At 43.3% G+C, this 25,280-nt stretch carries 20 protein-coding genes and 1 tRNA gene; 12 read left to right on the top strand and 9 right to left on the bottom strand.

Going from position 1 to position 25,280, the window contains the following annotated elements:
- The first annotated feature begins 61 nt into the window (after nt 1–61).
- The 4 genes from purF to BR06_RS19955 all read left to right on the top strand — a co-directional run bounded on the left by purF (nt 62) and on the right by BR06_RS19955 (nt 6,943).
- Nucleotides 62–1,453: an amidophosphoribosyltransferase gene (gene purF / locus BR06_RS0117790; protein ID WP_031485488.1), complete on the top strand. Its 1,392-nt coding sequence runs from the start codon at nt 62–64 to the stop codon at nt 1,451–1,453.
- 27 nt (nt 1,454–1,480) lie between these two features.
- Entirely contained in the window at nt 1,481–2,008 is a 528-nt protein-coding gene (locus BR06_RS0117785; protein WP_031485487.1) for a YkgJ family cysteine cluster protein, read from the top strand.
- 87 nt (nt 2,009–2,095) lie between these two features.
- The gene (locus BR06_RS0117780; protein WP_031485484.1) at nt 2,096–4,495 is read left to right on the top strand and encodes a penicillin-binding protein 1A; all 2,400 of its coding nucleotides are present in this window, start codon (nt 2,096–2,098) and stop codon (nt 4,493–4,495) included.
- 393 nt (nt 4,496–4,888) lie between these two features.
- On the top strand, nt 4,889–6,943 hold the full coding sequence (locus BR06_RS19955) for a methyl-accepting chemotaxis protein (RefSeq protein ID WP_051677188.1): 2,055 nt from the start codon (nt 4,889–4,891) through the stop codon (nt 6,941–6,943).
- 100 nt (nt 6,944–7,043) lie between these two features.
- On the opposite strand, the gene BR06_RS0117770 is transcribed toward BR06_RS19955, so the two are convergent.
- The 6 genes from BR06_RS0117770 to BR06_RS0117745 form a co-directional block, all read right to left on the bottom strand.
- Entirely contained in the window at nt 7,044–7,739 is a 696-nt protein-coding gene (locus BR06_RS0117770) for an orotate phosphoribosyltransferase (protein WP_031485475.1), read from the bottom strand.
- A 59-nt stretch (nt 7,740–7,798) separates the two neighbouring features.
- Nucleotides 7,799–8,842, bottom strand: coding sequence for a dihydroorotase (gene pyrC / locus BR06_RS0117765; RefSeq protein ID WP_031485469.1), 1,044 nt, complete (start codon nt 8,840–8,842; stop codon nt 7,799–7,801).
- Nucleotides 8,839–10,128: a Zn-dependent hydrolase gene (locus BR06_RS0117760; RefSeq protein WP_051677187.1), complete on the bottom strand. Its 1,290-nt coding sequence runs from the start codon at nt 10,126–10,128 to the stop codon at nt 8,839–8,841. Before BR06_RS0117760 ends, pyrC begins: the two co-directional genes overlap by 4 nt.
- A 70-nt stretch (nt 10,129–10,198) precedes the next feature.
- Complete coding sequence (locus BR06_RS0117755; RefSeq protein WP_031485462.1) at nt 10,199–11,476, bottom strand: TRAP transporter large permease; 1,278 nt, start codon at nt 11,474–11,476, stop codon at nt 10,199–10,201.
- 14 nt (nt 11,477–11,490) lie between these two features.
- Nucleotides 11,491–12,012: a TRAP transporter small permease gene (locus tag BR06_RS0117750; RefSeq protein WP_031485460.1), complete on the bottom strand. Its 522-nt coding sequence runs from the start codon at nt 12,010–12,012 to the stop codon at nt 11,491–11,493.
- Nucleotides 12,013–12,075: 63 nt separating this feature from the next.
- A complete protein-coding gene (locus BR06_RS0117745) occupies nt 12,076–13,095 on the bottom strand; it encodes a TRAP transporter substrate-binding protein (RefSeq protein WP_031485458.1) in 1,020 nt (339 codons plus the stop codon).
- Between the two features lie 216 nt (nt 13,096–13,311).
- Between BR06_RS0117745 and BR06_RS0117740 the strand changes: the two genes are divergently transcribed.
- Together BR06_RS0117740 and BR06_RS0117735 are read left to right on the top strand one after the other, a co-directional pair.
- Nucleotides 13,312–14,199 (top strand): helix-turn-helix domain-containing protein, encoded by an 888-nt coding sequence (locus tag BR06_RS0117740; protein WP_031485457.1) that lies wholly within the window; start codon nt 13,312–13,314, stop codon nt 14,197–14,199.
- Between the two features lie 15 nt (nt 14,200–14,214).
- The gene (locus tag BR06_RS0117735; RefSeq protein WP_031485455.1) at nt 14,215–14,559 is read left to right on the top strand and encodes a phenylpyruvate tautomerase MIF-related protein; all 345 of its coding nucleotides are present in this window, start codon (nt 14,215–14,217) and stop codon (nt 14,557–14,559) included.
- Between the two features lie 77 nt (nt 14,560–14,636).
- On the opposite strand, the gene BR06_RS0117730 is transcribed toward BR06_RS0117735, so the two are convergent.
- Nucleotides 14,637–16,613: a peptidase U32 family protein gene (locus BR06_RS0117730; protein ID WP_031485453.1), complete on the bottom strand. Its 1,977-nt coding sequence runs from the start codon at nt 16,611–16,613 to the stop codon at nt 14,637–14,639.
- A 55-nt stretch (nt 16,614–16,668) separates the two neighbouring features.
- Here BR06_RS0117730 and BR06_RS0117725 point away from each other — a divergent pair, with 55 nt between their 5' ends.
- The 5 genes from BR06_RS0117725 to BR06_RS0117705 all read left to right on the top strand — a co-directional run bounded on the left by BR06_RS0117725 (nt 16,669) and on the right by BR06_RS0117705 (nt 19,841).
- Nucleotides 16,669–17,463, top strand: a complete 795-nt coding sequence (locus BR06_RS0117725) for an iron-sulfur cluster-binding protein (RefSeq protein ID WP_031485451.1) — start codon at nt 16,669–16,671, stop codon at nt 17,461–17,463.
- A 2-nt stretch (nt 17,464–17,465) separates the two neighbouring features.
- Nucleotides 17,466–18,383, top strand: coding sequence for a dihydroorotate dehydrogenase (locus BR06_RS0117720; protein ID WP_031485449.1), 918 nt, complete (start codon nt 17,466–17,468; stop codon nt 18,381–18,383).
- Nucleotides 18,384–18,477: 94 nt separating this feature from the next.
- Nucleotides 18,478–18,567: transfer RNA gene (locus tag BR06_RS0117715), tRNA-Ser, on the top strand.
- Nucleotides 18,568–18,748: 181 nt separating this feature from the next.
- Nucleotides 18,749–18,979 carry a hypothetical protein gene (locus tag BR06_RS0117710; RefSeq protein ID WP_084154256.1) on the top strand — a complete coding sequence of 77 codons (231 nt, stop codon included), beginning with the start codon at nt 18,749–18,751 and terminating at the stop codon, nt 18,977–18,979.
- Between the two features lie 313 nt (nt 18,980–19,292).
- Nucleotides 19,293–19,841, top strand: a complete 549-nt coding sequence (locus BR06_RS0117705) for a type 1 glutamine amidotransferase domain-containing protein (protein ID WP_031485445.1) — start codon at nt 19,293–19,295, stop codon at nt 19,839–19,841.
- Between the two features lie 29 nt (nt 19,842–19,870).
- Here BR06_RS0117705 and BR06_RS0117700 read toward each other — a convergent pair whose 3' ends face one another.
- A complete protein-coding gene (locus BR06_RS0117700; protein ID WP_031485444.1) occupies nt 19,871–21,577 on the bottom strand; it encodes a YoaK family protein in 1,707 nt (568 codons plus the stop codon).
- A gap of 473 nt (nt 21,578–22,050) precedes the next feature.
- On the opposite strand from BR06_RS0117700, the gene BR06_RS0117695 reads away from it, so the two are divergent.
- Complete coding sequence (locus tag BR06_RS0117695; RefSeq protein ID WP_051677184.1) at nt 22,051–23,082, top strand: polysaccharide deacetylase family protein; 1,032 nt, start codon at nt 22,051–22,053, stop codon at nt 23,080–23,082.
- A 200-nt stretch (nt 23,083–23,282) separates the two neighbouring features.
- Here the strand turns inward: BR06_RS0117695 and BR06_RS0117690 are convergent, their stop codons facing one another.
- A complete protein-coding gene (locus BR06_RS0117690; RefSeq protein WP_051677183.1) occupies nt 23,283–25,277 on the bottom strand; it encodes a methyl-accepting chemotaxis protein in 1,995 nt (664 codons plus the stop codon).
- Between the last annotated feature and the right edge of the window lie 3 nt (nt 25,278–25,280).

Below are 25,280 nucleotides of genomic sequence, written 5' to 3'. Positions count from 1 at the left end.
AAATTAACGGACCGGGCGTAACGCTCCGGTCCTTTCCTTTTTTAATACAAAAGCAGGAAATATGAAAAAAGAATACTGCGGACTTTTTGGAATATATCATCATCCGGAAGCTGCGCGCATGACCTATTTTGGTCTTTACGCAATGCAGCATCGTGGCCAGGAATCTGCCGGAATCGTCACTTGGGACGGCGAGCAGATTCGTGAGCAGAAAGGCATGGGGCTTGTTGGAGACGTTTTTAATGAACGTCACTTGAGCAAAGAACTGAAAGGTAACATAGCCATTGGTCATGTTCGTTATTCTACGACTGGTGCGTCGCTTATTAGAAATGCCCAGCCATTCATCGTAAGATTTGGTGATTTACGCCTTGCTATTGCCCATAACGGAAACCTTGTTAATACCAAGGAACTACGTGAAGAGCTTGAATCGCAGGGGTCTATTTTTCAGACCACCATGGATTCAGAAGTTTTCGTTCATCTGATTGCAAAGAACCTCAATGGCAATACCATCGAAGATGCGATCATGAAGGCTTGTAAAAAAGTTAAGGGTGCTTTCTCTCTCTTAATTTTAGCTAATGACAAACTGATTGCTGTTAAAGATCCTCATGGTTTCCGCCCTCTAGTTATTGGACGTCTTGGTGATAACTATGTTTTTGCATCTGAAACATGTGCTTTTGATCTTATCGACGCTGAATCTATTCGTCCTGTAAAACCGGGTGAAATGGTCGTTGTTGAAAACGGTAATCTGAAATCATATATATATGATGACAAGACTCCCAAAAGACAGTGTATTTTTGAACTTATTTATTTTGCACGTCCAGACTCCATTATTTTTGATGAAGTTGTTTATGAAAGACGCAAAAAAATGGGAAAAGTACTCGCCAAAGAAATGCCGCAGGATGTTGATTTTGTAATGCCTTTCCCGGATTCCGGTAACTATGCCGCAGTCGGGTATTCGCAGGAATCAGGATTGCCGCTTGAACTTGCTATGATTCGAAATCACTACGTTGGCCGTACTTTTATTCAGCCTTCGCAGGATATGCGTGACTTCAGTGTTAAGATGAAACTTAACCCTGTCCGCAGTATGATTAAGGGCAAGAGCATTATGATCATTGAAGACTCTATTGTGCGTGGAACAACTATTCGTACAAGAGTTAAAGAGTTGAGAGCACTTGGTGCACGTGAAATTCACATGCGCGTTAGTTGTCCTGCTATTCGCTTCCCTTGTTATTACGGGATCGACTTTTCATCCAAAGGTGAACTTATCGCTGCCAATAGTACTGAAGAGGAAATCGCACGTTTCATCGGCCTTGATTCACTTCACTACCTTTCAATCGAAGGATTGCTTGAATCCGTAGAAGATAAGGATTCATACTGTCTAGCTTGTTTTGACGGCAATTACCCTATTCCTCCTTGCAAAGGTGGTGGTAAAATGTGTCTGGAAGATAAATGCTAGGATCCATCATACGGAGTGTTTTTGTCTATGAATGATCCTTTTGTTTGTGCACGTTGTGCCGCTAAAGGTCCGACATGTTGCGAATTAACTCCGGGATGTGAAGATCTTTGTTTTCCTATATCGAAAATTGAACGGGAGCGCATTTTAGAGTGCGCTCCCGATTTAGGCGGGTTCGTTTTACAGCCGAATTCCGCCATTTTTATTGAAAATTTACTGAGATTATTTCCAGATCAACGCCGAACTGTGAGAGCGCTGTTTCCTCAGGATGAGACGCATTACCGTCTGGGGTTGGATGAATTTGGAAAATGTTTGTTTTTAGGCCCTGAAGGATGTCGTATTCCTCAGGATGCTCGCCCCTTTTATTGCCGCCTGTTTCCTTTCTGGACTTGTGAGAATGGACAAATCAGCATTCTTGAAGTTCCTGGGTGCCTTGCTCAGCAAGAAAATAAAACTACGGGTAAATTATTTAAGGCTCTCGACGTTTCTTTGGTGAAAGCCAGAAAGATGCATGAAAAACTCTGCATTGCATGGGGTTTTGATTCCGACCCTGATTAATTTGTGCGTTTGCGAATATGAATTTCAAATTTTGAATAATTGTTATCCTGATCAGCTGCCGATTTAGGTGGCTTGTGAGATTTACAGATGAAGAAAGTTTATAAAGTTAGTCTTATAGTAATGCTCCTGATAGGGATTCTCGGAATTTCTTCTATGGCTGGTCTTTATTATTGGGCATCCAGAGATTTACCAGGTTTTAAAAATATCACAGATTACAGTCCTCCACTTGTGACGACTGTTTACACTCATGATAATAAAGTGCTTGGTTATTTCTATAAAGAAAAGCGCTACTTGGTTAGAATCGATGAGATGACTCCACTTCTTCCTAAAGCTTTTCTTGCAGCCGAAGACGCATCTTTTTATGAGCATGACGGAGTTGATTTCTCTGCTATTTCGAGAGCTTTTGTTGCCAATCTCAGAACTGGCGGCATCAGGCAGGGCGGAAGTACTGTTACGCAGCAGATAATTAAAAGACTGCTTCTGACTCCTGAAAAAAGCTATAAGCGAAAAATAAAAGAAGCTATCCTCGCTTTTAGACTTGAGCATTATCTTGAAAAAGATGAAATCCTCACAATTTATCTCAATCAAATTTACCTTGGTGCCGGAGCTTACGGTGTCGAAGCTGCGGCTCGTATTTACTTTGCTAAGCATGTTGGTGATTTATCTATTGCAGAGTCTGCTCTTTTGGCAGGACTTCCTCAGGCTCCAAGTCGCTATGATCCTTATAAGCACCCTGAAAAAGCAAGAGCTCGTCAATTGTACGTTCTTGGTCAGATGTATGAGCAGGGGTGGATAGGTAAGGACGAGTACAATAATGCTGTAGATGAGCAGCTTGTATACAAAAGTATGGAAGATCCATCATGGCAGTCCGGTCCGTACTATCTAGAAGAAGTCAGACGCTGGCTCATAGATCAGTACGGTGAGGACACAGTATATAATGGCGGGCTGAATGTTGTTACTTCATGTGATTTAAAACATCAGAAAGCTGCCGATCTTGCCGTTAGAAATGGACTTGAGAGTTCGACTCTTCGACGCGGTTGGCGCGGTCCTTTGGCTGAGCTTACTCCTGCAGAATATGCAAACTTTTTGACTTCTGAAGTAATACCATTCTCAGACCTTAGACCTGATAAATGGGTTAAAGTTCTGGTGACCAAAGTTTCTAAAAAAGAAGCACTGGTTAAGTTCGGTAAATATACTGCCAAAATGCCCGTAACCAGCATGAAGTGGTGCCGTGAGCCTAATATACGTAAGGCTCCTGAAGACGTTCGTCCCGTTAAGGATGCGACTAAAATATTGAAGGTCGGCAATGTCGTTTGGGCTAAATTAACTAAAGCTTTCTTTAAAGACGGTAGTGAAGTCAACTTTAACCAAGTTGATCCTGATACTCCGGAACTTGGCGAACTGAACTGGCTTGTGGGCTTAGTTCAAAGACCGGTTGTTCAGGGTGGGCTTGTGTCCATGGACCCTCGATCTGGTGAAGTAAAAGCTATGGTTGGTGGTTATTCCTTCCACAGTAGTCAGTTCAACCGCGCAACTCAGGCTAAAAGACAGCCTGGTTCTGCTTTTAAGCCTGTTGTTTATTCCACAGCAATGGACAATGGATTTACTACTGCATCAATTCTTATGGATGCTCCATTTGTTTACACAGATATGGTTGCCGGTAAGCTCTGGAAGCCTCAAAACTTTGAAGGCGTATTTTATGGGCCTACGCTTTTGCGTACCGCTCTTGTAAAATCCAGAAACCTGGTAACAATCAGGCTTGCTCAGAAAATGGGTGTTAAGAAGATTATTGAGCGCGCAAAAGTGATGGGTCTCGATGGTGATTTTCCTGCCGATTTATCTGTTGCGCTCGGTTCTGGTTCTGTAACTTTACTTAATATGGTTGAAGCTTATTCAGCTTTTGCTCGTGGTGGTACTCGGATTAAACCTAGACTAGTTCTTTCGGTTAATAGTCCTTGGGGTGAGCAGTTGTACGAATCCAAACCTGAAGTGCATGATGCTATTAGTCCTCAAACCGCGTACATAATGTGTAGCCTGTTAAAAGAAGTTGTTGCGCACGGTACTGGTTGGAGAGCAAGAGCTCTCGGGCGTCCGGTTGCAGGTAAAACAGGTACAACTAATAATGAACAGGATGCTTGGTATATGGGCTTTTCCCCGTATTTATTGACGGGCGTGTTTGTTGGGTTTGATCAGCTTACTCCTATGGGTAAATATGAAACAGGCTCACGCGCAGCAAGTCCAATCTGGGTTGCCTATCGCAAGAAGGTTGAGAAAGATTATCCATACATGGACTTTCCTCAGCCCGATGGAGTTGTCATGGCGAAGGTAGATGCTTCTTCCGGGCTGCTTGCTGGTCCGGGATCAACCAAGACATTCTTTCTGCCATTTAAGGAAGGAACACAGCCGACTAAAACTGCTGGAGGCGCTGGTGACGATTCCGAAGGTGGTGGTTCATCTAGTGAAGATCTGTTCAAGCAGACCTTCTAGGCTATAGCTTTAAAGATTTCCTTTCTTAATGAAAGGAGTTTGCTGTTAGATATATCTGCGGCCCTGTAAGTTTTCTTACAGGGCCGCTTTTTTTTATTATTAGTAGAATATATTATCCCTTCCGCTCGTACTGTCTTTTATCCCTCCTAGAAAAGGTGTTATTGTTTTTTATGTACATAAATTTGCAATTCAGATAATCTATTGTTCGAAGTTGGTTCGATAGGATATGTCTATATCTTAAATTAAGTTTTTATTAATTTCGTTTTAGTTAAATAGTTAAGTTACAATACTTTTTTATCAAAGCATGTATCTTGATAGAGTTAGTTGTTGCTCTTAACAGTTAAGACTTTTTAAGTTTAGTAATAAAATTATCATGCATCCTTGGAGATACATATGAAATTAGGTGATGTTAGAATTGGCACAAAGATTTTGAGTGGGTTTGGGATTATTGTATTACTTTTTTTGGTAACTGGAATATGTATTAAGTACTATCAAGGCCATATGGTAGCTGCATCTTCGATTGTTGATGCTTCTATGGAGATGAAAATTTCTGTTCGGACTGACATGCAAATGCTGATGGAAATGCTTTCCGCTGAAGATAAGGACGGAGTGGCAGACGTTTGGGCCGAGCATGAAAGACTCGTGGAAGATTTTGATTTGTATAGTGATGGTATTTTGAAGGGAGCTGAAACTCCAGCAGGATTAATACATGCAACCACTGATCTTGAGTTACGTAGAATTGTCGAAAAAGCTGATAGTTTTCACAGTAATGAATTTCAACCCCGCGTTAGAAAAATGAATGATCTAATGCTCGAATCATATATTGTTATCCAAGAACGAAATGCTGCAATGGAAAAAACTGAAGAAGCTTATAATTCAGTAATAGAGCTGGCTGAAGTTTTGGAAGTTGCTATTTCTAATTACATAGAAAGTAGGCTCAATTCTGGCGGATCTGCGGAAGAAATACTTTTCACAGAAGTTTCATGGTCAGATATGGTCATGGAAATTAAAGTAATTATGGGTGAAACTAGAATTGCTTTGGAAGAATTAGTACAGAGCTCCGATGATGCTGATATTGATAAGTTCGAGGAAAAGTATGAAGCGACTTTGAAGAAGTTTGATGTTTTCGTACAGTCTCTTTTAAATGGTGGTAATGCCGATGGAAATATAATTACTAAAGTTAATGACCTTAATTTGCGTAATGCCGTGAACAGGCTTGATAAGGTGCATGATCAAGAGCTCCAGCCTGCCGCTGCAATCCTAATTGCGAGTCAACACAGGCATAATGATATTCTTGTTGATCTTCTTAAAGTCGATGTTGAAGCAGACAACATAGGTGAAGAAATGTTCACCATGATTGGTCAGGTTGAAGAGGGCGCGAAAGACGTTTTCAATAACAGTCTTATGCAGGTAAACGGTGCTATTTTTACAGGTGTCGGTGTCGCGATGGCACTTGCTATAATGATTGGTATTATTTTGGCGCGTTTGATTGTCCGGCCTCTTTCTTTGGCGGTTGATACCTCCTCTGCCATGGCGAATGGAGATTTGAGTAAGGATGTTGAGTCCACTGGGTGTGATGAAATTGGCTCCATGCTTTCAGCTATGGGACAGATGGTAGAGAAGCTCCGAAGTGTGGTTTACGGTGTAAATGGAGCTGTTGATAATATTGCCGCTGGTAGTCAGGAACTGTCTTCTGCTTCTGAAAGTTTATCGCAAGGGGCAACTGAGCAAGCTGCATCTATTGAAGAGCTCTCCGCCGCCATTGAGGAAGTAACGTCATCCATAGCGCGCAATTCAGACAATTCTCAGCAGACCGCAGCGCTTGCTTCCAAAGCTGCCGCTAAGGCTAGCGAAAGTGGTAGTGCTGTTACTCAGGCTGTTACGGCCATGAAGAATATCGCTGATAAAATTACCATCATTGAAGATATTGCTCGCCAGACTAATCTTCTTGCATTGAACGCAGCTATTGAAGCGGCGCGAGCAGGTGAGCATGGTAAGGGATTTGCTGTTGTCGCAGCCGAAGTTCGTAAACTTGCTGAAAGAAGTGGTACTGCCGCAAGTGAAATTAGCGAGCTTTCTTCATCTACTGTCATTGTCGCTGATCAAGCCGTTGTCATGCTTGATGAGCTTGTCCCTGATATTGAGAGCACTTCCGAACTTATTAGTGAGATCAACGCAACCTGTGCAGAGCAGGACTCAGCAATTCAGCAGATAGGATCGGCAGTGAGTCAGGTGGAAAGAGCAACGCAGATAAGTGCTTCTTCATCGGAAGAAGTAGCTTCAACATCAGAAGAACTTGCAAGTCAGGCGGAAAGTCTTCGTGAAATGATGCTGTTTTTCGATTGTGGAGATTCACGTTTAGTTCGCAATCAAATAAACTCTAGTTCTCGCAATAAGATTAAAGCTCTTCCCTCTGCGGGGCTAAGTGATGATTTCGAGCGTTTTTAAATACATCCTCCTATCTTAAAATGAGTAAAACCCCGAATAACTAGTTATTCGGGGTTTTTTTGTACTTGAATATAGAAGTAAGAAAAGGGCTAAAAAGCTTTTACTCTGGGTAAGTAGAAATTCCGCCATGAGCTCCAGACCATTCTACTGGATTATTCAAGAACTTTTCAACTTCGCCTAAGGACTTGGTATCAAAGTAATTTTCTTTCTTACAAACATTCAGAATGTCCCACCAGTTAGCCAGTGAGAGCATTTCAAGACCCGCATCAGCGAGAGTCTGTTCTGAGTTCGGGAAAATTCCGTATTCGAAAAGTACAAACGTATGGGTCACGTTTGCGCCGGCACGACGAAGAGCTTCAGCAAAAGTAACTTTGCTGCGTCCGTCTGTGGACAAATCTTCAACTAGAAGAACTTTGGAGCCTTCCTTAAAATCGCCTTCGATCTGTGCATCACGACCAAAACCTTTCGCTTTTTTGCGTACATACTGCATAGGAAGCATCAGTCTTTCAGACAGCCATGCTGCGAAAGGAATACCTGCTGTTTCACCGCCTGCAACACAGTCGATGGATTCAAAGCCAACGTCTCTTAGAATGACAGAAGCTCCGAAGTCCATCAATGTCGAACGAACGCGCGGGTAGGAAATAAGTTTACGACAGTCAATATATACCGGGCTGGCCCAGCCTGAGGTAAATTTGAAAGGCTCATCAGCTCTGAAGCGGACAGCTTCAACTTCGATGAGCATTTTAGCTGTTATTTCAGCTATGGTTGCTTTGTCTGGAAAGCCGGTAGGAACCATTGTTTCTCCTTTGTTGTTATACGTAAAAAAAGCCGGGTCTAAAAGCGACTCAGCTTATATCAATCAACTAATTCCCAGTAAAGGGGCGTGTCCGGGTTAAATATTTTAACCTCGTCTTCACCCGCTTTAAAAAGCCAATTCATAGAAACAGGTTCATCCCTTTTTGTCAGTGTAATAGTACTGCCATTGGGAGAAAGTCCGTAGAATCTGGCTCCGAATATCGATGTAAAGCCTTCTAACCTAGGAAGCTCTCCACATCTTTCAAAAACTTGCGTGACATAACCGATAGAAGTCGGAGCATTAAATATCCCTGCGAATGCTCCTTCTTTTTCTTTATTCTTACATGCGTGCGGCGCAGAATCCGTACCTAGGAAAAATTTCTCATTACCTGAAGTTGCCGCTTCACGCAGAGCTTTGCGGTCTTCAAATGTTTTTGCAACCGGCAAGCAGTACATGTAAGGATTCATTCCGCCTTTAAAAAGATCGTTGCGCGTCAGAACCAAGTGGTGCGGAGTTATTGTCGCAACCGTGAACTCGTCCTGATCAAGAACATAATCAACTGCTTTTTTGCAAGTCAAATGTTCGAAAATGATTTTCAGTTCAGGAAAATCTTTACGAAGGGGAATCAGCACCTTCTCAATGAAAACTGCTTCGCGATCAAAAATATCCACTTCAGGGTCGACTACTTCTCCGTGAACAGAAAGGGGTATTCCCAGTTCTTGCATCACTTCAAGTACGGGATAAACATTCTTAATCGAAGTTACACCATTATCAGAATTGGTGGTAGCTCCTGCCGGAAATAGTTTCACTGCATGGAAAGCTTTAACAGCGCAGGCGGCCCGAATATCTTCAGGGTCGGTAGCATCAGTCAGATAACAGGTCATGAGCGGTTCGAAGTTTGATCCTTCAGGACGCGCCGCTATGATTCTTCTGCGGTATTCCTCTGCCTCATTTACTGATGTAATAGGGGGCATGAGGTTCGGCATAACAATAGCTCTGCCGTAAATTTTTGCAGTGTATGGAAGTACTGCCGCAAGCATTTTCCCATCTCTCAGGTGAAGATGCCAGTCATCAGGTCTTATGATGGTAATTTCAGTGTTCACGATTTGAACTCCGTAATAGTGCGGTAAAGTACAGACGTACCCCGAATAAAATCAGCAATATCCATTTCTTCTTCAGGATTATGGGAGCCATTACGGTTTCTCACAAATATCATTCCCGTAGGAACTCCAGCATTGGCGAAAAGTGACGCATCATGACCCGCTCCGCTTGGAATAGGTTCTATTGGCAAACCTTCATCCTCGCAAGCTCTATTTATGCGCTCAACAATGCTTTGGTCAAGCACTGCGGGTGGAGTTTTTACAGGTTTATCAAATTCGAACTGAACTTTGCGGTCATAAGTAATAGTTGCACACTCAGAATGGAGCAATGCGTCAATTGCAGTTAAGGTATGATCGTACTGGCTTCGTGCTTCAAAACTGAAAGTGACTTCGCCCGGAATCCTAGACATAGCATGGTGCTTAGGATCTGTAGAAAGCATACCCATGGTCGTAACTAAATCGCCACCATGCTGCAAAATTGTTGTCCAGTGATCGTCAATACGCGTAATAAGATCCGCTGTAGCAAATACGGCGTCTTTTCTGAGCCAGCGTGGCACAGCGCCCGAATGTCCAGCTTCCCCAACACATTTAATCTCACGGTGTCTGATATTGCCGCGAATACCTGTAACAGCCGCAACCGGTAAGTTGCGCGCGATCATTACGGGACCTTGTTCAATATGAAGTTCGAAGAAGGCCTTGATCTTGGAAGTATCAATTAGCTTTTCGCCTTTTGAAATCCTGTCTATTTCTGCACCACACTCAGCCATATGTGTGCCGAGAGATTTACCATCATCTCGCTGAGTCAGTTCTTGTTCGGAAGCTGCCAATTGGCCGAGAAGTGCTTTCGATCCAAGGTAACATGCTCCGAACCATGCACTTTCTTCCGCTCTAAGGGCGATGACTTTAACAGGGATTTCCGGAGACGTTCCTGTCCTCTTAAAATTAATAAGGCAGAGTAACCCAGCAAGCACGCCTGCGGCTCCATCATAATTCCCACCTTGCGGAACTGTGTCGAGGTGTGAACCTATCATTATGTATTCCTGATCGTCAGGAATACTTTCAAGTTCAATAACAAGATTCGCCGCAGAGTCTCGATAGGTAATTAGCCCTTCTTTTATCGCAATGCTTTCAACCATATCAAGGGCTTGCGTTTCGCCTTCACCATAGGAAGGGCGCGATACTCCGATAGTGTCTTTCGATAATTCTTCAAGATCGGCAAAGAGCTTTTCTGCATCATTTGTAAGATGTTCAAGACTGGGCTTAGTTTCAGTGACCGTATGCGGATTCATTGTTTTTGCCCCTGTTGAGTGTTCATTAGCTATTGTGTGCATGTTTTATAATTGGAATATATTCAGTTTGTTAAGGAGCAAGCAGTCCGGGAAGGAAAGTAGCAAGACCCGGTACGTAAGTTACGAGCATCAACACAAGGATGTTGATGAAAAGGAAAGGCCATACCCCTTGAATAATGGACATGACGGGCTTATCAAGTGTTGACGATGCCACAAATATATCAAGTCCGAAGGGCGGGGTAATCATGCCGATACAAATGTTCAAACAAACTATTTCTCCAAAGTGAATTGGATCAATTCCCATGGTAAGGGCTACAGGGAAAAGCGGCGGAACGAGAATTAACAGAGCTGAGTTCGGATCGATAAACATGCCTGCAATAAAGAACGCGATGTTTACGATAATCAGAAATGTTATTGGTCCGGCCTGAATGTCTGTTAGGAAATTAGTGATCAAAACAGGGACCTGAGCAATCGTTACAAAGTAGGAAAGTACACTTCCCATTGCCAGCAGAATGAAAATAATAGTGGTGGAAATAGAAGCTCTTTCTGTGATCCTGATTAAGCGCGAGAAGGTAAGGTTTTTGTAAATTGCTGCCTCAACAAAAATTGCATATACAACGGACACTGCCGCGGCTTCGGTTGGGGTGAATAGTCCTGTATAAATACCACCTAAAATGATGACAGGTAATCCTAAAGCCCATGACGCGGCATTGAATGTTTGAAGGAAAGGTATAGTAGATTTTTCGCCTCTTCCAACACCGTTTCTGATGCTTTCAAATATGACCAGTCCGCAAAAGGCAAGGCCAAGCGTAATTCCGACACCAAGTCCACCTATGAAGAGACCAGTGATTGATGTGCCAGTCATCCAGCCATAAATAATTAAGGTAATGCTTGGAGGAATGAGCAGGGCTGTTTCTGCACTGGAAACAATTAGCCCGAGGCTGAATTTCTCGCTGAATCCTGATTTGCGCAGTTCTGGATACATGAGCTTGCCCATGGCGGCTACGGTAGCAGGAGCCGAGCCTGAGACAGAACCAAACGCCATAGAACCAACAACAGTTGTATGTCCTATTCCACCGAGCCTGTGAGCTGTGAAATGTTTGATAAGGTCCGTTAGCCGTTTAGCGATTTGACCGGAAGCCATAAGTTCAGCTGCGAAAATGAAAAATGGGATAGCGAGTAGTGTAGAAAAATTGATTCCGCCGACTAGCTTTTGAATAAGGACCGGATCAGGGATTCTTGGAAATAAGAATGCTTTGGTCAAAAAAGCCGGAACGCCGAGAACGAGCAGCATTTCGAAGCCGCAAACCAGCATTGCAAAGGCGATGAGAATAATTACAGGAGTCATATTATGATACCACCTTAGTTGCTTGGATTTGCGAGTATGGGTCTGGTGCGACGATTGTTAATATTGAGCAGTTCGAGCCCGTACCGGAGAGCGAGAAGTATGAATCCAATCGTAGGAGCTACGTATAGCCAGTACATGGGCAGTCCTAGAGTCGGGCTGACTTGTCCTGTACGCATTACGAATTTAACAAGCGAATATCCTAGCCATGCTAGGTAGCAGCTAAAAACTATGCCAGTAGTATTGATCAATAAACATACAAGTTTTTGCGGAGTTTTCGGGAGCTTTTCAAGTAAAGTTGTAACTGCAACATGGCGGCCGCGCTCAAGAGCAAGGCCGAGGGCGAGAAATACTGCCCAGACCATTAGAAGCCGCGTTGCTTCATCTATCCATGCGAAAGAACTTGAGTATTGCGGAAGGATTTCGCGCACTAGAACATTAAAAGTATACAGAGCAACCATAATCAAATTTATGGAAATAACTAGAACTCGTTCAACGATTCTAATGCCTGATAGTATGGAACCTAAGATCTTCCGCATAATTTTCTCCCGAAAAAAATAGGCGGGAAAGGGGGATCCCTTTCCCGCCTGAATATACAGTAATTATTTTACGATGCGTTTGTATTCCGCTTCGTAAAGCTTTACGAGTTTTTCACCTTCGTTGCCTGCACGTTCAAGGTAAGCTGCGATGGTTTTAGGGTACATAAGTTCACGCATTGTTGCGCGGTCTGCACCGGAAAGAGGGCTAACATTCACGCCTGCTTTTTCGATAATAGCAAGAGCGTCTTTCTGAGCCTGCTCTTTGTGAGCTTCAACGCCGGGCATAACTTCAAGGAAAGCCGCAACGATTACTTTCTGGTACTTAGCAGGAAGGCTGTCCCACCATGAAGGGTTGAAGAGTACAAAGTCTTCCATTGCGCCGTGCTCGGAAAGAACAAGGTACTTCTGAACTTCGTAAAATTTCATGCGCTGGATGGTATCAAGAGGATTTTCTTCACCGTCAACAACTCCGTTCTGGAGAGCTGTGTAAAGTTCACCGAAAGGAAGAGCGATAGCGGAAGCACCGATTGCAGCAAACTGCTCGATGAGGATTTTGGAATCCATTACGCGGAAACGCTGTCCTTTGTAAGCTTCAACTGAACCGAGAGGTTTGTTAGAAGTGAAGTTTTTACGTCCATTAGGCCATGTTGCGATGGCAGTGAATCCTCTAGCATCGAAGCTTTTGAGGAGTTCTTTACCAAATTTACCCTGACGAATTTCCTGTGCTTTAACGCGGTCAGCAGGAAGCAGGAAAGGGATATCCATGATGGATACAGCAGGGTTGAATCCACCAAGGAAAGCAGCAGGAGAAACAGTACCTTCAATAGTACCGAACTGTACGCTTTCGTTCATCTGACGCTGATTGCCCAGCTGTGAGGAAGGGAAAAGTTTGAATTCAACAGCTCCGCCAGTGCGCTCTTTTACGAGCTTGGCAATTTTTTCAAGTCCCTGATGTCGGGGCTGAAGCGCGGATTCAAGATGACCAATGCGAGCTTCGAACTCAGCAGCTCCAGCAGAGATAACTCCGCCGAAAACCATACAGACAGCCAAAAGTGTAGTAACAATACGAGCAGAAAATTTCATTCAGAAGCCTCCTTATTATAGCAGCTATGATTTGATTGGTTTAATTTGGATTACTAGTGTGTTTATTGTCAAGAAAATTCTCATTTTTAACACAATTAAAAAAACTGTTCACAAAAATGAGAATTTGAGTAATTATAATTAACAAAGATGGCATAAACGGTTTTTGAATATTTGAGGTTTTATTATTATATTAATATAGTGTAGCGGAGACTTTTGATGGGTGAACTTTGTTCCAAAGAAATAGGCCAGCGGCTTAAGGCTTTTAGGCTTGGAAGTGAATACAGCGCGGAAGATATTGCTGCTAAGATCGGCATCTCGCGTGCGGCTCTTTACCGTTATGAAAAGGGAGACCCTCCTAAGCTTGAAACCCTTGAAAGTATTGCTGAACTTTTGGGCGTGTCGCTTACCTCGCTAATGGGGGTAGGTGTAGAATACGTTGCTTCCGCCGTAAGTTTTTTCGAAAGAATGCGACAGGCTGAATCTGTTGCCGAGCACCTTTTTGTGATGTTCGGACCAGTCTCATATCTATTAACCACAGATGAGTTTGACGAATTTTTAGCGGTGGTTTTGCGCGAGGGGCTACCCGCAGGTTTGCCGGATATGGATCAGGCTGATCATATGATTGATGAGATTTTATCAATTTTGAAAGAACGTAAAAAAGCTTATCGGGAACGTAAGCCGAGCATTGTTAGTCTAGTCTCGGCAACTGAGCTTGAAAGATTTTTGCGCAATGGCTTTATCGGAGCATATGATTTGCCTGCCGATGTTATTCAGGAACGTAAACAAGTTGCGCGCAGAGAAATTGAAAATGTTCTTGATATGTTAGATAAACAGCCAATCGGCATTCAGATTGGTATTTTGGTGGATTCTATTCCAAGCACAAGCTTTCAGATTTTCCGTCAACCGGGGCGAGCTAGTGTTGCAGTCAGTCCCTTCAGGCTTGGCGAGTTTCCTAATGTTCGTTTGGGTGTAGCGATGATAACATCAGCACCTGAAGCTTTGTCTCTTCATGAAAAAATGGTCAATGAGCTTTGGGCAAGATCATTAAAAGGTCCTGAGGCTGCAAAATTTCTTCGAAAACTTATCAACGAAACCCACTCATAAGAAGGAGGTGGGAATATGCCTTTCATACGGGTTGAGACAAATATAGAAATAGATTCTGATAAGGCGGAAGGTTTTGTGGCGGGGCTTTCAAAGTTTGCCTCGGCGGCAATCGGTAAGCCGGAAGTATATGTGACCGTAATGTTGCATCAGAATTTGAGCATGGTACTTTCCGGGAAGAATGAACCGGCTGTGTTTGTGACTATCGGCAGTATTCTGCTTAACAAAGATAACACTGCAATATTATCAGAAAAATTTTGCGCTTTTATGTATGAGAAATTATCAATCTCAGGCACTAGAGTATTTATTGAATTTCGCGATCTTGAACGTTCGATGTTAGGTTGGGACGGACGCACTTTTTAAGTGGATTAAATAAAAAAAATCCCGACGAGAATATAATATTCGCATCGGGATTTTTGCTTTTTAGGTAATGTAATTTCTTACATTAAGCTTAGATCCCAGTTGAAGGTACTGGTTCTATTCGGGGTTGGCACAGCTTTAGGCCATGTTTCTGTGATCTGTAGGAACATAGAGTAACCAGCGCTTTCGAGCTTTTTGGTTACTTCTTTAAGTTCGAGTTCCCAGCCTGGGTAAACCCAGTAGTTCTGGTTGTATTTACGAACCCAGCAGACTTCTTTTTTCTGGCTGTAGATTGGAGCCATGAGTTCTGTTTCATCAGCAACGATCCTTGAAATAGCAAGCGGCCAGAGGCCGGAAGTGATAATTCCAAGCGGTAGAGGACTATGTTGAGGGAGAGCAAGGAAGTCTGCTTTTGAAAGCTCAGGGCTGACAAATGCGGACTTAAAGCCCATCTCGTAAAGTTCCATCAGCGCAAGCGGATTGGCGACATTACAGAATGGCCCAGCGTGGAAATTAAGCTTGTCATCGTCGGGGAACAACCCTTTCTGCCAAGGTGATCCTAAAACGAAGTCTGTCGCGCCGTGGGCAAGACAGTATGCAAGAATCTGTTTAAACTCTGCTTCTTCATTAGGCCAGATTACAGGTGGAAGGTACCACCAGATCTTTGACACAAGTGGTTTCGGAGTACGGTCCAGCGCGTTGGCTGAAAGCCAGATGCCTGTGCCATATTTATTTCTTCCGCGAGGAGGATTGCGTTGTAAGCTCATTAATTTAACGCGGTCTGTCACGTTGAACGGATGCGGCAAATCGATTTTTACAGAGCTGGATGTTTTTTCAGCAACCTTGATTCTAGAAAGGGCGGCTTCAAGCTTCTTAAGAGCGTTAACCAGTCCTTCTTCACGGCGGTCGATGAGGAAAACTCTAGTCCCGGATTTTAAACGACCGTTGCCCTGAGCTTGGATTGTAACTTTTCCGCGTTTAGGAACGAATTTACGGATCTTCATGGTCTGATGACCAGCTTGATCCTGATATCCGATACGCAGGAAGTCTCCTTGCAAAAGTTCTTGGCGACATTCAAAGTATGACTTACCATTTTTTTCCTGCTTGGTGATACCGATCAGGAAACCGGAGCCGGTTTCGTTAGTCGGATCGAGCGGAACAAATGGGCGCTGCGGCAAAAAGTTTGAGTGAGATGACGGTCTGCTCAGCGCAAGTTCTAGCAACTGAGTTGCATTTTTGCGGATTTGAGCGTCATTCGGGTTGTCACGGAGCATACGGTAGCCTGTGACAGTATAGTATACGTAGTGAGGACCTTTTTTACGACCTTCGATTTTCCACGAAGATACTTCGGGAAGCGTGATCATAGGTTTGGTAAGCACATCGAGACTTAGGTCGAGACATGAGAACAAACGTTTTGGTTGATCTTTACGTGAAGAGGTTCCATAAAGCCTACGGCAGGGTTGCACACAACGTCCGCGAAGGCTACTTTTGCCGCCGAAGTAGGAACTCCAGTAGCATCGGCCGGATACGCTGTAGCAAAGAGCGCCGTGTACGAACATTTCGAGACTGATTGATTCAGGGCAGGCTTCTGCCATCTGTTTTATTTCGTCAAGATTGAGTTCGCGAGGAACAACAACGCGGTCAATGCCCATTTCTGCGGCAATTTTAAGTCCGGAAGGGCTGCTGACGTTGGCAAGGGTTGAAAGGTGAATTTCACCTTCGTAACCGACCTGTCTAGCAATCTGAACCATTGCGAGGTCCTGAACGATAATCCCATCGGGTTTAACCGTTTGGGCGACTCTATCTAGCAGACGGGCTGCGGATTCGATATCGTCAGGCTTTACTAATGTGTTCATAGGGATGTAGGTTTTTATGCCATGATCCCGTGCAAGCTGCGCAAGGGCCGCAAGCTCTGTTGTTGAAAAGTTATGAGCTTCCATGCGAGCGGAAAAATGTTTAAGGCCGGCGTAAATGGCATCCGCTCCCGCAGCTATTGCCGCTAGGAAAGAGGATTTATCGCCCGCCGGGGCAAGAATTTCTGGTTTATGCTTAGTCATAGTTTATCACGCTTTGCCGCATACTGCGGGTAGCAAAAATCTATAGGATTAAATCATGAGTGCAAACAATTGCAGGGCTGTTAAAGTCGTTGACATTACGCCCCTCGGACACTCCTCACCGGGTGAGGAAATCGTCGAACTCAAGCTCGAATATCCGGGCTGGGAATCAGGCTGGCGCGTAGGCCAGTTCGTTATGATCAGACCCGTATCGTGGCCGCTTGACCTTATTTGGGGACGTCCTTTTTCCATTAGTAGCGCAGACGACACCACTCTGACTATTCTTTTTCAAGTAGTAGGACGAGGTACGAAGCGTTTAATGGAACTTTCCAAAGGCGATTCAGTTAATATATGGGGACCGCTCGGTTCATTTTTCAGTAAACCGAAAGATCGCCCTGTACTGATGCTCGCTGGAGGGATGGGCATAGCGCCCTTTTGCGGTTATGTCGACTCCCATCAACAACCTGAAAATTTAAAGTTGTTTTTTGCGCATAGGCCTCCACTTGAAAATTATCCTTATAAGGCACTGTCAGATAAGGTAGAAGTGGAAGATATCCAAGAAAATAAGCCCGAAGATATTCATACCATTATTGCAAGGGTTGAAGCTCTTGTTAAAGAATATGGTGAGAAAAACGGGCTAGTTGTGGCCTGCGGACCGACTCCTTTCTTACGCACAATTCAAAGAGCTGCACTTAAGTACGGCGTAGATGCGGAACTTTCTTTAGAAAACCGCATGGCCTGCGGAGTTGGGGCATGTCTTGGTTGTGTATGTAAAGATAGCGAAGGGCATTTCACTCAAGTTTGTACAAGCGGTCCTGTTTTTAAAGCAACTGCAATCGATCTGGAGGGTTAGATATGGATATGTCAGTTGATTTTGCCGGGCTGAAGTTAAAAAATCCTATCTTAACAGCTTCAGGTACTTTCGGTTCTGGGCTGGAATTTAAAAGATTCGGTGATCTTGAATCACTAGGTGGCATCATAGTGAAAGGGCTTTCTCTCAAACCTAGAGAAGGCAATCCTATGCCGAGAATTGCTGAAACTCCGTGCGGAATGCTCAATGCCATTGGTATTCAGAATCCCGGGGTGGAAGATTTTTTAACTAAAAAACTACCAAAGCTTCCGTGGAAAACGCTACCTGTGCTTGTGAATCTCTACGCAACAGATGCAGCAGAGTTCGGTGAGCTAGCCGCTGTTCTTGCCGGAGAAGAAGGGGTTGCCGCTCTTGAAGTGAATGTATCGTGTCCTAATGTAAAAGAGGGCGGTATCGCTTTCGGTCAGGACCCGAGACAGATCACGAAGGTAGCAGAAGCCGTTAAGAAAAACGCGGGCAATAAGCCCGTAATCATAAAGCTCTCTCCTAACGTGACTGATATTGCCACCTGCGCTAGAGCTGCCGAAGATGGCGGAGCAGACGGTATATCACTGATTAACACGCTCTCAGGTATGGCTGTAGATATTGAACGACGCACTCCGCGCCTGGCAAACGTTATTGGCGGACTGTCCGGTCCTGCTGTTAAGCCCGTAGCACTGCGCTGTGTCTATCAGGCTGTGAACGCGGTCAAGATTCCAGTAATGGGTCTTGGCGGAATCGCAACAGCCGAAGACGCCGCAGAATTCCTATTGGTGGGCGCAACTGCTGTTCAGATCGGAACTGCTAATTTTTTACGGCCTGATACTGCTTTTAAGATAGTTGAAGAGTTGCCGAAAGTTTTAGCAAGAGTGAACGCAAAATCCTTAGATGAGTTTCGTGGGAGCTTAATATTGCCTAAATAGGTACTTTTTTTAATGTTATTCAAAATAATTAGAGAAAAAGTGAAATAGTGCTTGCTAAGTCTATCCGATTTAGTTAAATCCTTTTTCACCAAGCGGAGAGGTGTCCGAGTACGGCTTAAGGAGCACGCCTGGAAAGCGTGTTTAGTTAACGCTAACGGAGGTTCGAATCCTCTCCTCTCCGCCAGTTTGGTTATACAGCCCCTTACAACGAAAGTTGTGAGGGGCTTTTTTGCGTCCGATTGCGGTTCATTCGAATAATTGTGCCACTTCCTAAAGATTTTCAGGGCATGTACCGATAAAAGGTTACAAGAACAAAAAATAGATCCAAGGAGGATTGCATGGAAATCAGTGGAGCCAGTCAACCGATGGTAATTCCCAAGCAGCAAAGCGCTGAGCAGAAGGTGGCCGAGCAGCAGAAAAGCGGTGCCGAATCGAACGCGAACGATATTAAGAACATCAAAAAAGCAAAGATGGAACGGCAGGTCATGGCTGATCCTTCCCTTGCGGGCGAGCTTGTTGCGACTAAAGCTGCTCCTACTTACAACACAAATGGGTCTGTTATCCAAGCCACGTCTAACTCACTGGGTAAAGTATAATCGGCAACTTTTCTTTAGTTTTCATAGAATAGGTCTTTTTAGTATCAACCTGTTCTGAGACGGGACAGAGGTTGAATCCTCTCCTCTCCGCCAGTTTGGTTATATAGCTCCTTACAACAAAAGTTGTGAGGGGCTTTTTTGCGTTCATTAAATTTTTAAAACTACAAATAAAATTCAATATTTTGTTTCAGACAAACTTGTGACTGCTTATCTTTTTATGATAAATAAAAGTCTACTGAATTTATAATTATCGTAATTATTATTCCTTGTTTTCAATCAAGTTAACTATAAATTAGACGAATCGGAGTTTTTGATGAAAATGAAAGGTATGCGTGTCTTGATGTTTGTGGAGAATGTTTTTGAGGATATGGAACTTTTGTACCCTTACTATCGTCTGATCGAAGAAGGGGCAGAGGTCGAGGTGGCCGGACCTGAAGCTGGAACCGTTTATAAAGGAAAAAATGGTTATCCTTTTCGCTCCACAGCTGCCATTGCAGATCTACAGGCGGAGGATTTTGACTTACTTGTAATTGCGGGCGGTTTTGCTCCGGATAAACTCAGGCGTGATCTTAAAGTTCTGGAACTTACACGTAATATACACAATGCTGGGAAAGTTGTTGCGCACATCTGTCATGCCGGATGGATCCCTATTTCAGCCGGAATTATGAAAGGTTTTACTTGCACATCAACCCCTGGAATCAAAGATGATCTTATCAATGCCGGAGCAACGTGGGTTGATAAGGACGTTGTTGTTGACCGTAATCAAGTTTCATCCCGTAAACCGGACGATCTGCCGGCTTTTTGCCGAGCCATTATAGACTTGGCTACAAATAATTTTAGCCCCTTACAACAAATGTTGTAAGGGGCTTTTTCGTGTTTGATGATTTCTACTTATTTCGCTTTATGGACAACAAGCTGAGCAAAAGGAATATTCCACTCAAAGTGATTGCAAGCATCTACGCTGTACCGTTGCAGTGCCCTAGTTAACCGTCCGTATAGCTCTGCTATGTCGCTATGGAAGTCTGCTATTATCACAAGGTTGAGTGATGATGCTCCAGCGGATTCGAACTCAACCTTTAAGTTGAGAACGTGTTTGCTGTAGCCGTCCTCTTCAAGCTTGGTCGATATAAAGTTCTTTGCTTGCTCAAGAATGGATGTAGTCGATTTGGCCTGATGCGCGTAGTCGATGCCGAAAACAGATTTGATCCGGAAGTTACGCGAAATGTTTAGGGGATTCAGCCCCAGAAAAACCGGAGTTTGATATGTCACGTAAGCTCCTCCGCGCTGGAGCAGTTCGACCATGTCTGGAGACTGGCTTATGACTTTACCACGTACGCCGTCAGAGAGTATTACCCAATCATTTTTGCGGCATGGGAACCATGGTTCATTGTTGCCGATGGGCCGTGAAATCAGATTTTCCAGTTCTCTAATGGGCAATCTGATAGTGCTAGGACTTAAGACAGGGTTTCTGAGCTTGGCATAAATTTGAAGTCTATCCACTTTCCATGGAACTCCATTGTGTACGATACGTTCATTTTCGCGAACTGCTCCAAGGTTAAGTATGAGTTTAACCTGTTCGTAGTATCTGGTAAATCCTGCGCGGGCGGTCCAAAGTGCTCCTAGGAGAAAAATGAGTGCGATGCTGAGCAGAAACCAGTCGCCTGATGTATAGAGAGTGAAAAGGGAAGCTAGGGTCGCTGCCAAAACACTTATAAACAATAGTACAATTTCGAAAATACGGATATAAAAGGGCCTTTGCTTTGCTTTAAATGCGGGATGAATTTTTCTGAAGCCACGATCTATAATTCGGAAAAATAGAAATACTCCTGCAAAGGCGAGAAGGGCGATGAGGATATTTTTGCCACGGCTTTTAAAGAAAACAGCCATAACTTTTTTTGTTGATTCAAATAAAGATGTTTTTTCTTTCTGCAGCTCATTTAGTTCAAAATGAGCAACATCCAGTTGATTGCTGATGTTGGTTCGTTTTTTTAGAAAGTCAATTTTAAGGTTATCAAGTTCAGCTTTTAATAGAAGCGAGTCTGTGGAAGCTATGAGCTCTTCAATACTTGCTACAGCTTCCTTTGCTCTGGGAAGTTTGCTTTCGAAGTAGGCTACCCTGCTTTTCAAACGCTCTACTTGTCTGGGACGTTTGGTCATTTCCTTCAGTTCATACAAAATCGGCTTGACCAGTGTTTCTATTTCTTCTTGCCATTGAAAATTTTGCTGTATTTCTTCGTTAAATATTGCTGTATCAAGTCCCGTGGCGACTTTGATGAAGTTTTGCGTGACTTTCTTCAGCTGTTTTTTCAGGTCATTTAATCTTAATAAAAGGGCTTTCTTGTCCTCAGGATGGGACGTGTTCTTCATTGCTTCTTTAGTTAAGGAAGCTTGTTTCAGAAGTTCAGATTTGTAATATAGTAAATTGGTCAGCGTTGCAGTCTGCATCGAAGTATTTTCTATGGAGTCTAATTCTTTGGTCTCCACAGTTAGGTCTTCGTTGTTCTCACTCTGCGCATAGAGAATACTCGCAGGCAGTATTATAAGACAGATCAGTAGAATGCAGATAAATGAAATATGATGAATTTGATTTTTACTCATTTAACTATCCTGATTTATTTAAAATAAAAAATAAGAAAATTTATTTGTTGTTTAGAATTTAAGGTTATTTTGTCACCAACTCTTTCAGTATAAAATTACTCTTGAGTTCAGTCTAGTAGATATGTGCAAGCAATCTTCTCTTTTCTGGATTTTTTCTAATAGCGTAGTTAATCAATTGAATAAATTGCACTCAAAATTGTTGTCCTGATGGCATTGTCTTACTGCTACTAATGGGAGGCTATTGGATCGATTTTACAGCCCCTTACAACGAAAGTTGTGAGGGGGTTTTTAGTTTTTTGTGTAATGAGAATGTTTTGAGAGCGGTAAAGATGTGTCAAATTCTTTAGCAAGAGTTATTCGTATATATGTAAATTGGGGATTTGTTTTGCTATGTGGTATGTTTATGTGTTTTCTTGACGGCACCACATTCACTGATCAACTAGGACAGAACTCGTCCGACCGGAGGCCTCTTCATGTTTTTGCTTCGATTTAGATTGCTTATTCTTATCTGCGCCATATTCCTTCTCAGCAGTTGCGGCAGTAAAACTGTAACTGCGTCCGATTCCTTCGGTTCGGAAACACTCTTGAATACCCTGTGGTTTGAAAAGCAATTGGCAGGTTCAGAAAGTGATTTGGCCCGTGCTACCTTACCTGAGCCTGATCTGCGTGCTCCTGTGCGCACCGAACCACTTCACACATTTCCGCCTGTTCCGCCTTCGTTGCAACAGGTCATTACGCAGGTAACTCCCGATGGGGGCCGTAAGGTTATGGCTCTGACTTTTGATCTCTGCGAACGCGCCCCTCATATAGCAGGCTACCAGAAGGACATCATTAATTATCTGAGAAGTCATAATATTAAAGCGACTTTCTTCGCTGGCGGCAAATGGATGCGTACCCATCCGGACAAAGCCATGCAGCTTATGGCTGATCCACTTTTCGAAATGGGCAACCATGCTTGGACCCACGGCAATTTTGCTTTGATGAACGAGGATGAAGTGCGGGAGCAAGTAAACTGGACTCAGGCTCAGTACGAATTACTGTACGAGGAATTGCAGATGCGTGCGAAAAAAAGAGGCGTGAGCCGCGAGATGGATAAGGTGCAGTCTTCCCTTAGGTTGATGCGCTTACCGTATGGTCGCAACAACGAACACACCGCAAATATTTTGGCCTCTATGGGACTACCCATGATTCAATGGTCGGTAGAAGGCGAACAGGATGAACTGAAACGCACCATAGATCAGTTAGTCGCATGGAACCTGAAAAAGGTAACACCGGGAGCTATTATCTTGATGCACGCCAATGCTGTGCCGCAAACGACACACAAAATAGTGCCACAGCTGGTGCCGGAACTAAAGAAGCAAGGGTATGAGTTTGTGACTGTGAGCGAACTGTTGAAAATGGGACCCGTGGTAACGGTGAAAGACGGTTATTTCGATAAACCCGGCGATAATCTGTATGTGGATCCGCTCTTCGGCGGTAAGGGTACTTTGGGGCGCATAAAATAGTTAAGAAAAAGCCAAATTGTTTAGATTTTAAAAAGTTAAAGGTTAGCGAGAAACAGAATAAAAGAAGTCCCGATCTGGTGTGCCCCCACCAAGTGACAAAGTAATTAAAACCTAAGAGGTCTTTTTTACTCTGTCCACCTGATAGGGGGCATACAGGTCATACTAAAGCAGAGGCTTTTTCATCGGATGAAGTAGAATGATTATCCATTGCCGATTTTAAAGAATAGCATTGCGGCATGTAGTTGCTGAGCCTGGCTTGAAAGCTCCTCTGAGGTCGCAGCTACTTCTTCTGATGCTGATGCATTATGCTGAATGACTTGATCAAGCCTGACTGATGCTTGCTGAATTTGGTCTATTCCTGAATTTTGCTCATTACATGTTGTAGCAATTTCTTTTATTAATTCGGCTGTTTTTTCTATTTCAGGAACAAGTTCACTTAATGTAGTACGAGTCTCTTCTGCCACTATCAGGCTGTTGCTTGAGACTTCCCCAATTTCCGTTGCGGACAAGCGGCTTTTTTCAGCCAACTTTCTGACTTCGGCTGCGACTACTGCAAATCCTTTGCCGTGCTCACCTGCACGTGCTGCTTCAATTGCAGCATTAAGTGCAAGAAGATTGGTTTGGCGCGCAATTTCCTCGATAATTCCTATTTTTTCAGAAATATGAGTCATTGCTTCCAGATTTCTCTCAACTCCTTCACTGCCTTTCTTGGTTTTCTCGGCTACGGAGTATGCGATTAGTTCTGTTTTATGAGTGTTGTCTGCATTATTTTTTATACTTGCACTTATTTCTTCAATTGATGAACTAAGCTCTTCTACAGAGGAGGCCTGATCCGTAGCACCCTGTGATAACCCTTCTGCTGAGGCAGACAACTCTTCGCTGCCTGAAGACACGTTTTCCGTAGCCTGCTGTACTTCCATCACTACAGACTTTAAGTTATCAACCATATGAACCATGGAACCATATGCCCCTTGTGGTTCAGCACAAAGAGGAGACAGATTAAGGTAACCGTGTGACATCTGCTCTGCGATATCAGATATTTCTTCGGGTTCAGCTCCAATTGTTGATGTGATTTTATTCGCAAAAAAAGTTGCGGCTCCTGCTATTGTGATGCCGAGTAGAATGGCGGCAATCAAGATTAATTTGATCATACCGTTTATTGTGGTGTTCAGTTCTTTTTGTTTTTCGAGCAGGGCGTTATCTATGTCGTCGGTGTAAACGCCCATGCCAATTATCCAGTTCCATGGTTTGAATAATTTAACATATGAAAGCTTTGGAAAATCGCCTGTTTTACCAGGTTTTCCCCACCAGTATGAAATAGTTCCCTCTCCCTTACTCGTCGCTACGTCTGCCATTTCCTGAAATAAAAAATTACCTTTTGTGTCTTTGAAATTACTCATGTCCTTACCATTTAAGGCCGGACTTGCTGGATGCATAACCATTTTTAGATCTGTATCATTTACCCAGAAATAGTTACCATCTTTCATTCTCATATCAGCTATCTGGCTAAGAGCTTTTTCCTTCATTTCCTGAGTTATGTCATCCACCCATGCGCCTGTTCCTATTATCCAGTTCAGCTCGGGGAGTAGCTTAACATATGAAACTTTTTGAGTATCCTTACCCGTGTCAGGTTTTTTCCAAATATATGAAACAGACCCTTCACCATCATTGCGGCATACTTCGACCATTTCTTTAAATAGGTATTTGCCTGAGCTGTCCTTCATGCCTGATAGGTCTTTTCCGTTCAAATTTGGCGACATTGGGTGCATGACCATATTGGCCTGCATATCATTTATCCATATATAATTGTTTCCATCATAACGGATGGGGGCGACCAGTTTTTTTAATTCTTCTTCTAATTCAGTCTTGGAGAGCCTGTTAGAATTCGCTTTATAAAAACTCGATAGTTGCGTTGCTATTGAATCAATGGTGTTCTTAAGTGTTTTAGCTTTACTAAGTTTCAAGAGCTCTAGATCTTGCGATTTATTATAGTATGACTGGACTGTTTTATCAGCCATATTGACTAATTCATTGAGTTCAGAGATTTTTTCTTCATACATGACATCCCGATATTTGGTCATTTCGTTGTTTGCATACTTATTTAACTGGTAAATAAATATCAAACACAATGATGTAATCGAGATTGTCAGAACTATAATCTGAAAAATGGTGAGTTTTGTTTTAAGTTTCGCCACGAA

Source organism: Maridesulfovibrio frigidus DSM 17176, from assembly GCF_000711735.1.
Classification (GTDB): Bacteria; Desulfobacterota; Desulfovibrionia; order Desulfovibrionales; family Desulfovibrionaceae; genus Maridesulfovibrio; species Maridesulfovibrio frigidus.
Note: the sequence above shows the minus strand (reverse complement) of the source record. Positions and strands in the feature narration are given on the sequence as shown.

Excerpts from the sequence above, each read along its gene's own strand:
- BR06_RS0117700 (WP_031485444.1), bottom strand. The coding sequence starts at position 21,577 with ATGAGTAAAAATCAAATTCATCATATTTCATTTATCTGCATTCTACTG.
- BR06_RS0117720 (WP_031485449.1), top strand. The coding sequence starts at position 17,466 with ATGGATATGTCAGTTGATTTTGCCGGGCTGAAGTTAAAAAATCCTATC.
- BR06_RS0117705 (WP_031485445.1), top strand. The coding sequence starts at position 19,293 with ATGAAAATGAAAGGTATGCGTGTCTTGATGTTTGTGGAGAATGTTTTT.
- BR06_RS0117710 (WP_084154256.1), top strand. The coding sequence starts at position 18,749 with ATGGTAATTCCCAAGCAGCAAAGCGCTGAGCAGAAGGTGGCCGAGCAG.
- BR06_RS0117785 (WP_031485487.1), top strand. The coding sequence starts at position 1,481 with ATGAATGATCCTTTTGTTTGTGCACGTTGTGCCGCTAAAGGTCCGACA.
- BR06_RS0117770 (WP_031485475.1), bottom strand. The coding sequence starts at position 7,739 with ATGGTTCCTACCGGCTTTCCAGACAAAGCAACCATAGCTGAAATAACA.
- BR06_RS0117780 (WP_031485484.1), top strand. The coding sequence starts at position 2,096 with ATGAAGAAAGTTTATAAAGTTAGTCTTATAGTAATGCTCCTGATAGGG.
- BR06_RS0117740 (WP_031485457.1), top strand. The coding sequence starts at position 13,312 with ATGGGTGAACTTTGTTCCAAAGAAATAGGCCAGCGGCTTAAGGCTTTT.
- BR06_RS0117745 (WP_031485458.1), bottom strand. The coding sequence starts at position 13,095 with ATGAAATTTTCTGCTCGTATTGTTACTACACTTTTGGCTGTCTGTATG.
- purF (WP_031485488.1), top strand. The coding sequence starts at position 62 with ATGAAAAAAGAATACTGCGGACTTTTTGGAATATATCATCATCCGGAA.
- BR06_RS0117735 (WP_031485455.1), top strand. The coding sequence starts at position 14,215 with ATGCCTTTCATACGGGTTGAGACAAATATAGAAATAGATTCTGATAAG.
- BR06_RS19955 (WP_051677188.1), top strand. The coding sequence starts at position 4,889 with ATGAAATTAGGTGATGTTAGAATTGGCACAAAGATTTTGAGTGGGTTT.
- BR06_RS0117760 (WP_051677187.1), bottom strand. The coding sequence starts at position 10,128 with ATGAATCCGCATACGGTCACTGAAACTAAGCCCAGTCTTGAACATCTT.
- BR06_RS0117750 (WP_031485460.1), bottom strand. The coding sequence starts at position 12,012 with ATGCGGAAGATCTTAGGTTCCATACTATCAGGCATTAGAATCGTTGAA.
- BR06_RS0117695 (WP_051677184.1), top strand. The coding sequence starts at position 22,051 with ATGTTTTTGCTTCGATTTAGATTGCTTATTCTTATCTGCGCCATATTC.
- BR06_RS0117730 (WP_031485453.1), bottom strand. The coding sequence starts at position 16,613 with ATGACTAAGCATAAACCAGAAATTCTTGCCCCGGCGGGCGATAAATCC.
- BR06_RS0117755 (WP_031485462.1), bottom strand. The coding sequence starts at position 11,476 with ATGACTCCTGTAATTATTCTCATCGCCTTTGCAATGCTGGTTTGCGGC.
- BR06_RS0117725 (WP_031485451.1), top strand. The coding sequence starts at position 16,669 with ATGAGTGCAAACAATTGCAGGGCTGTTAAAGTCGTTGACATTACGCCC.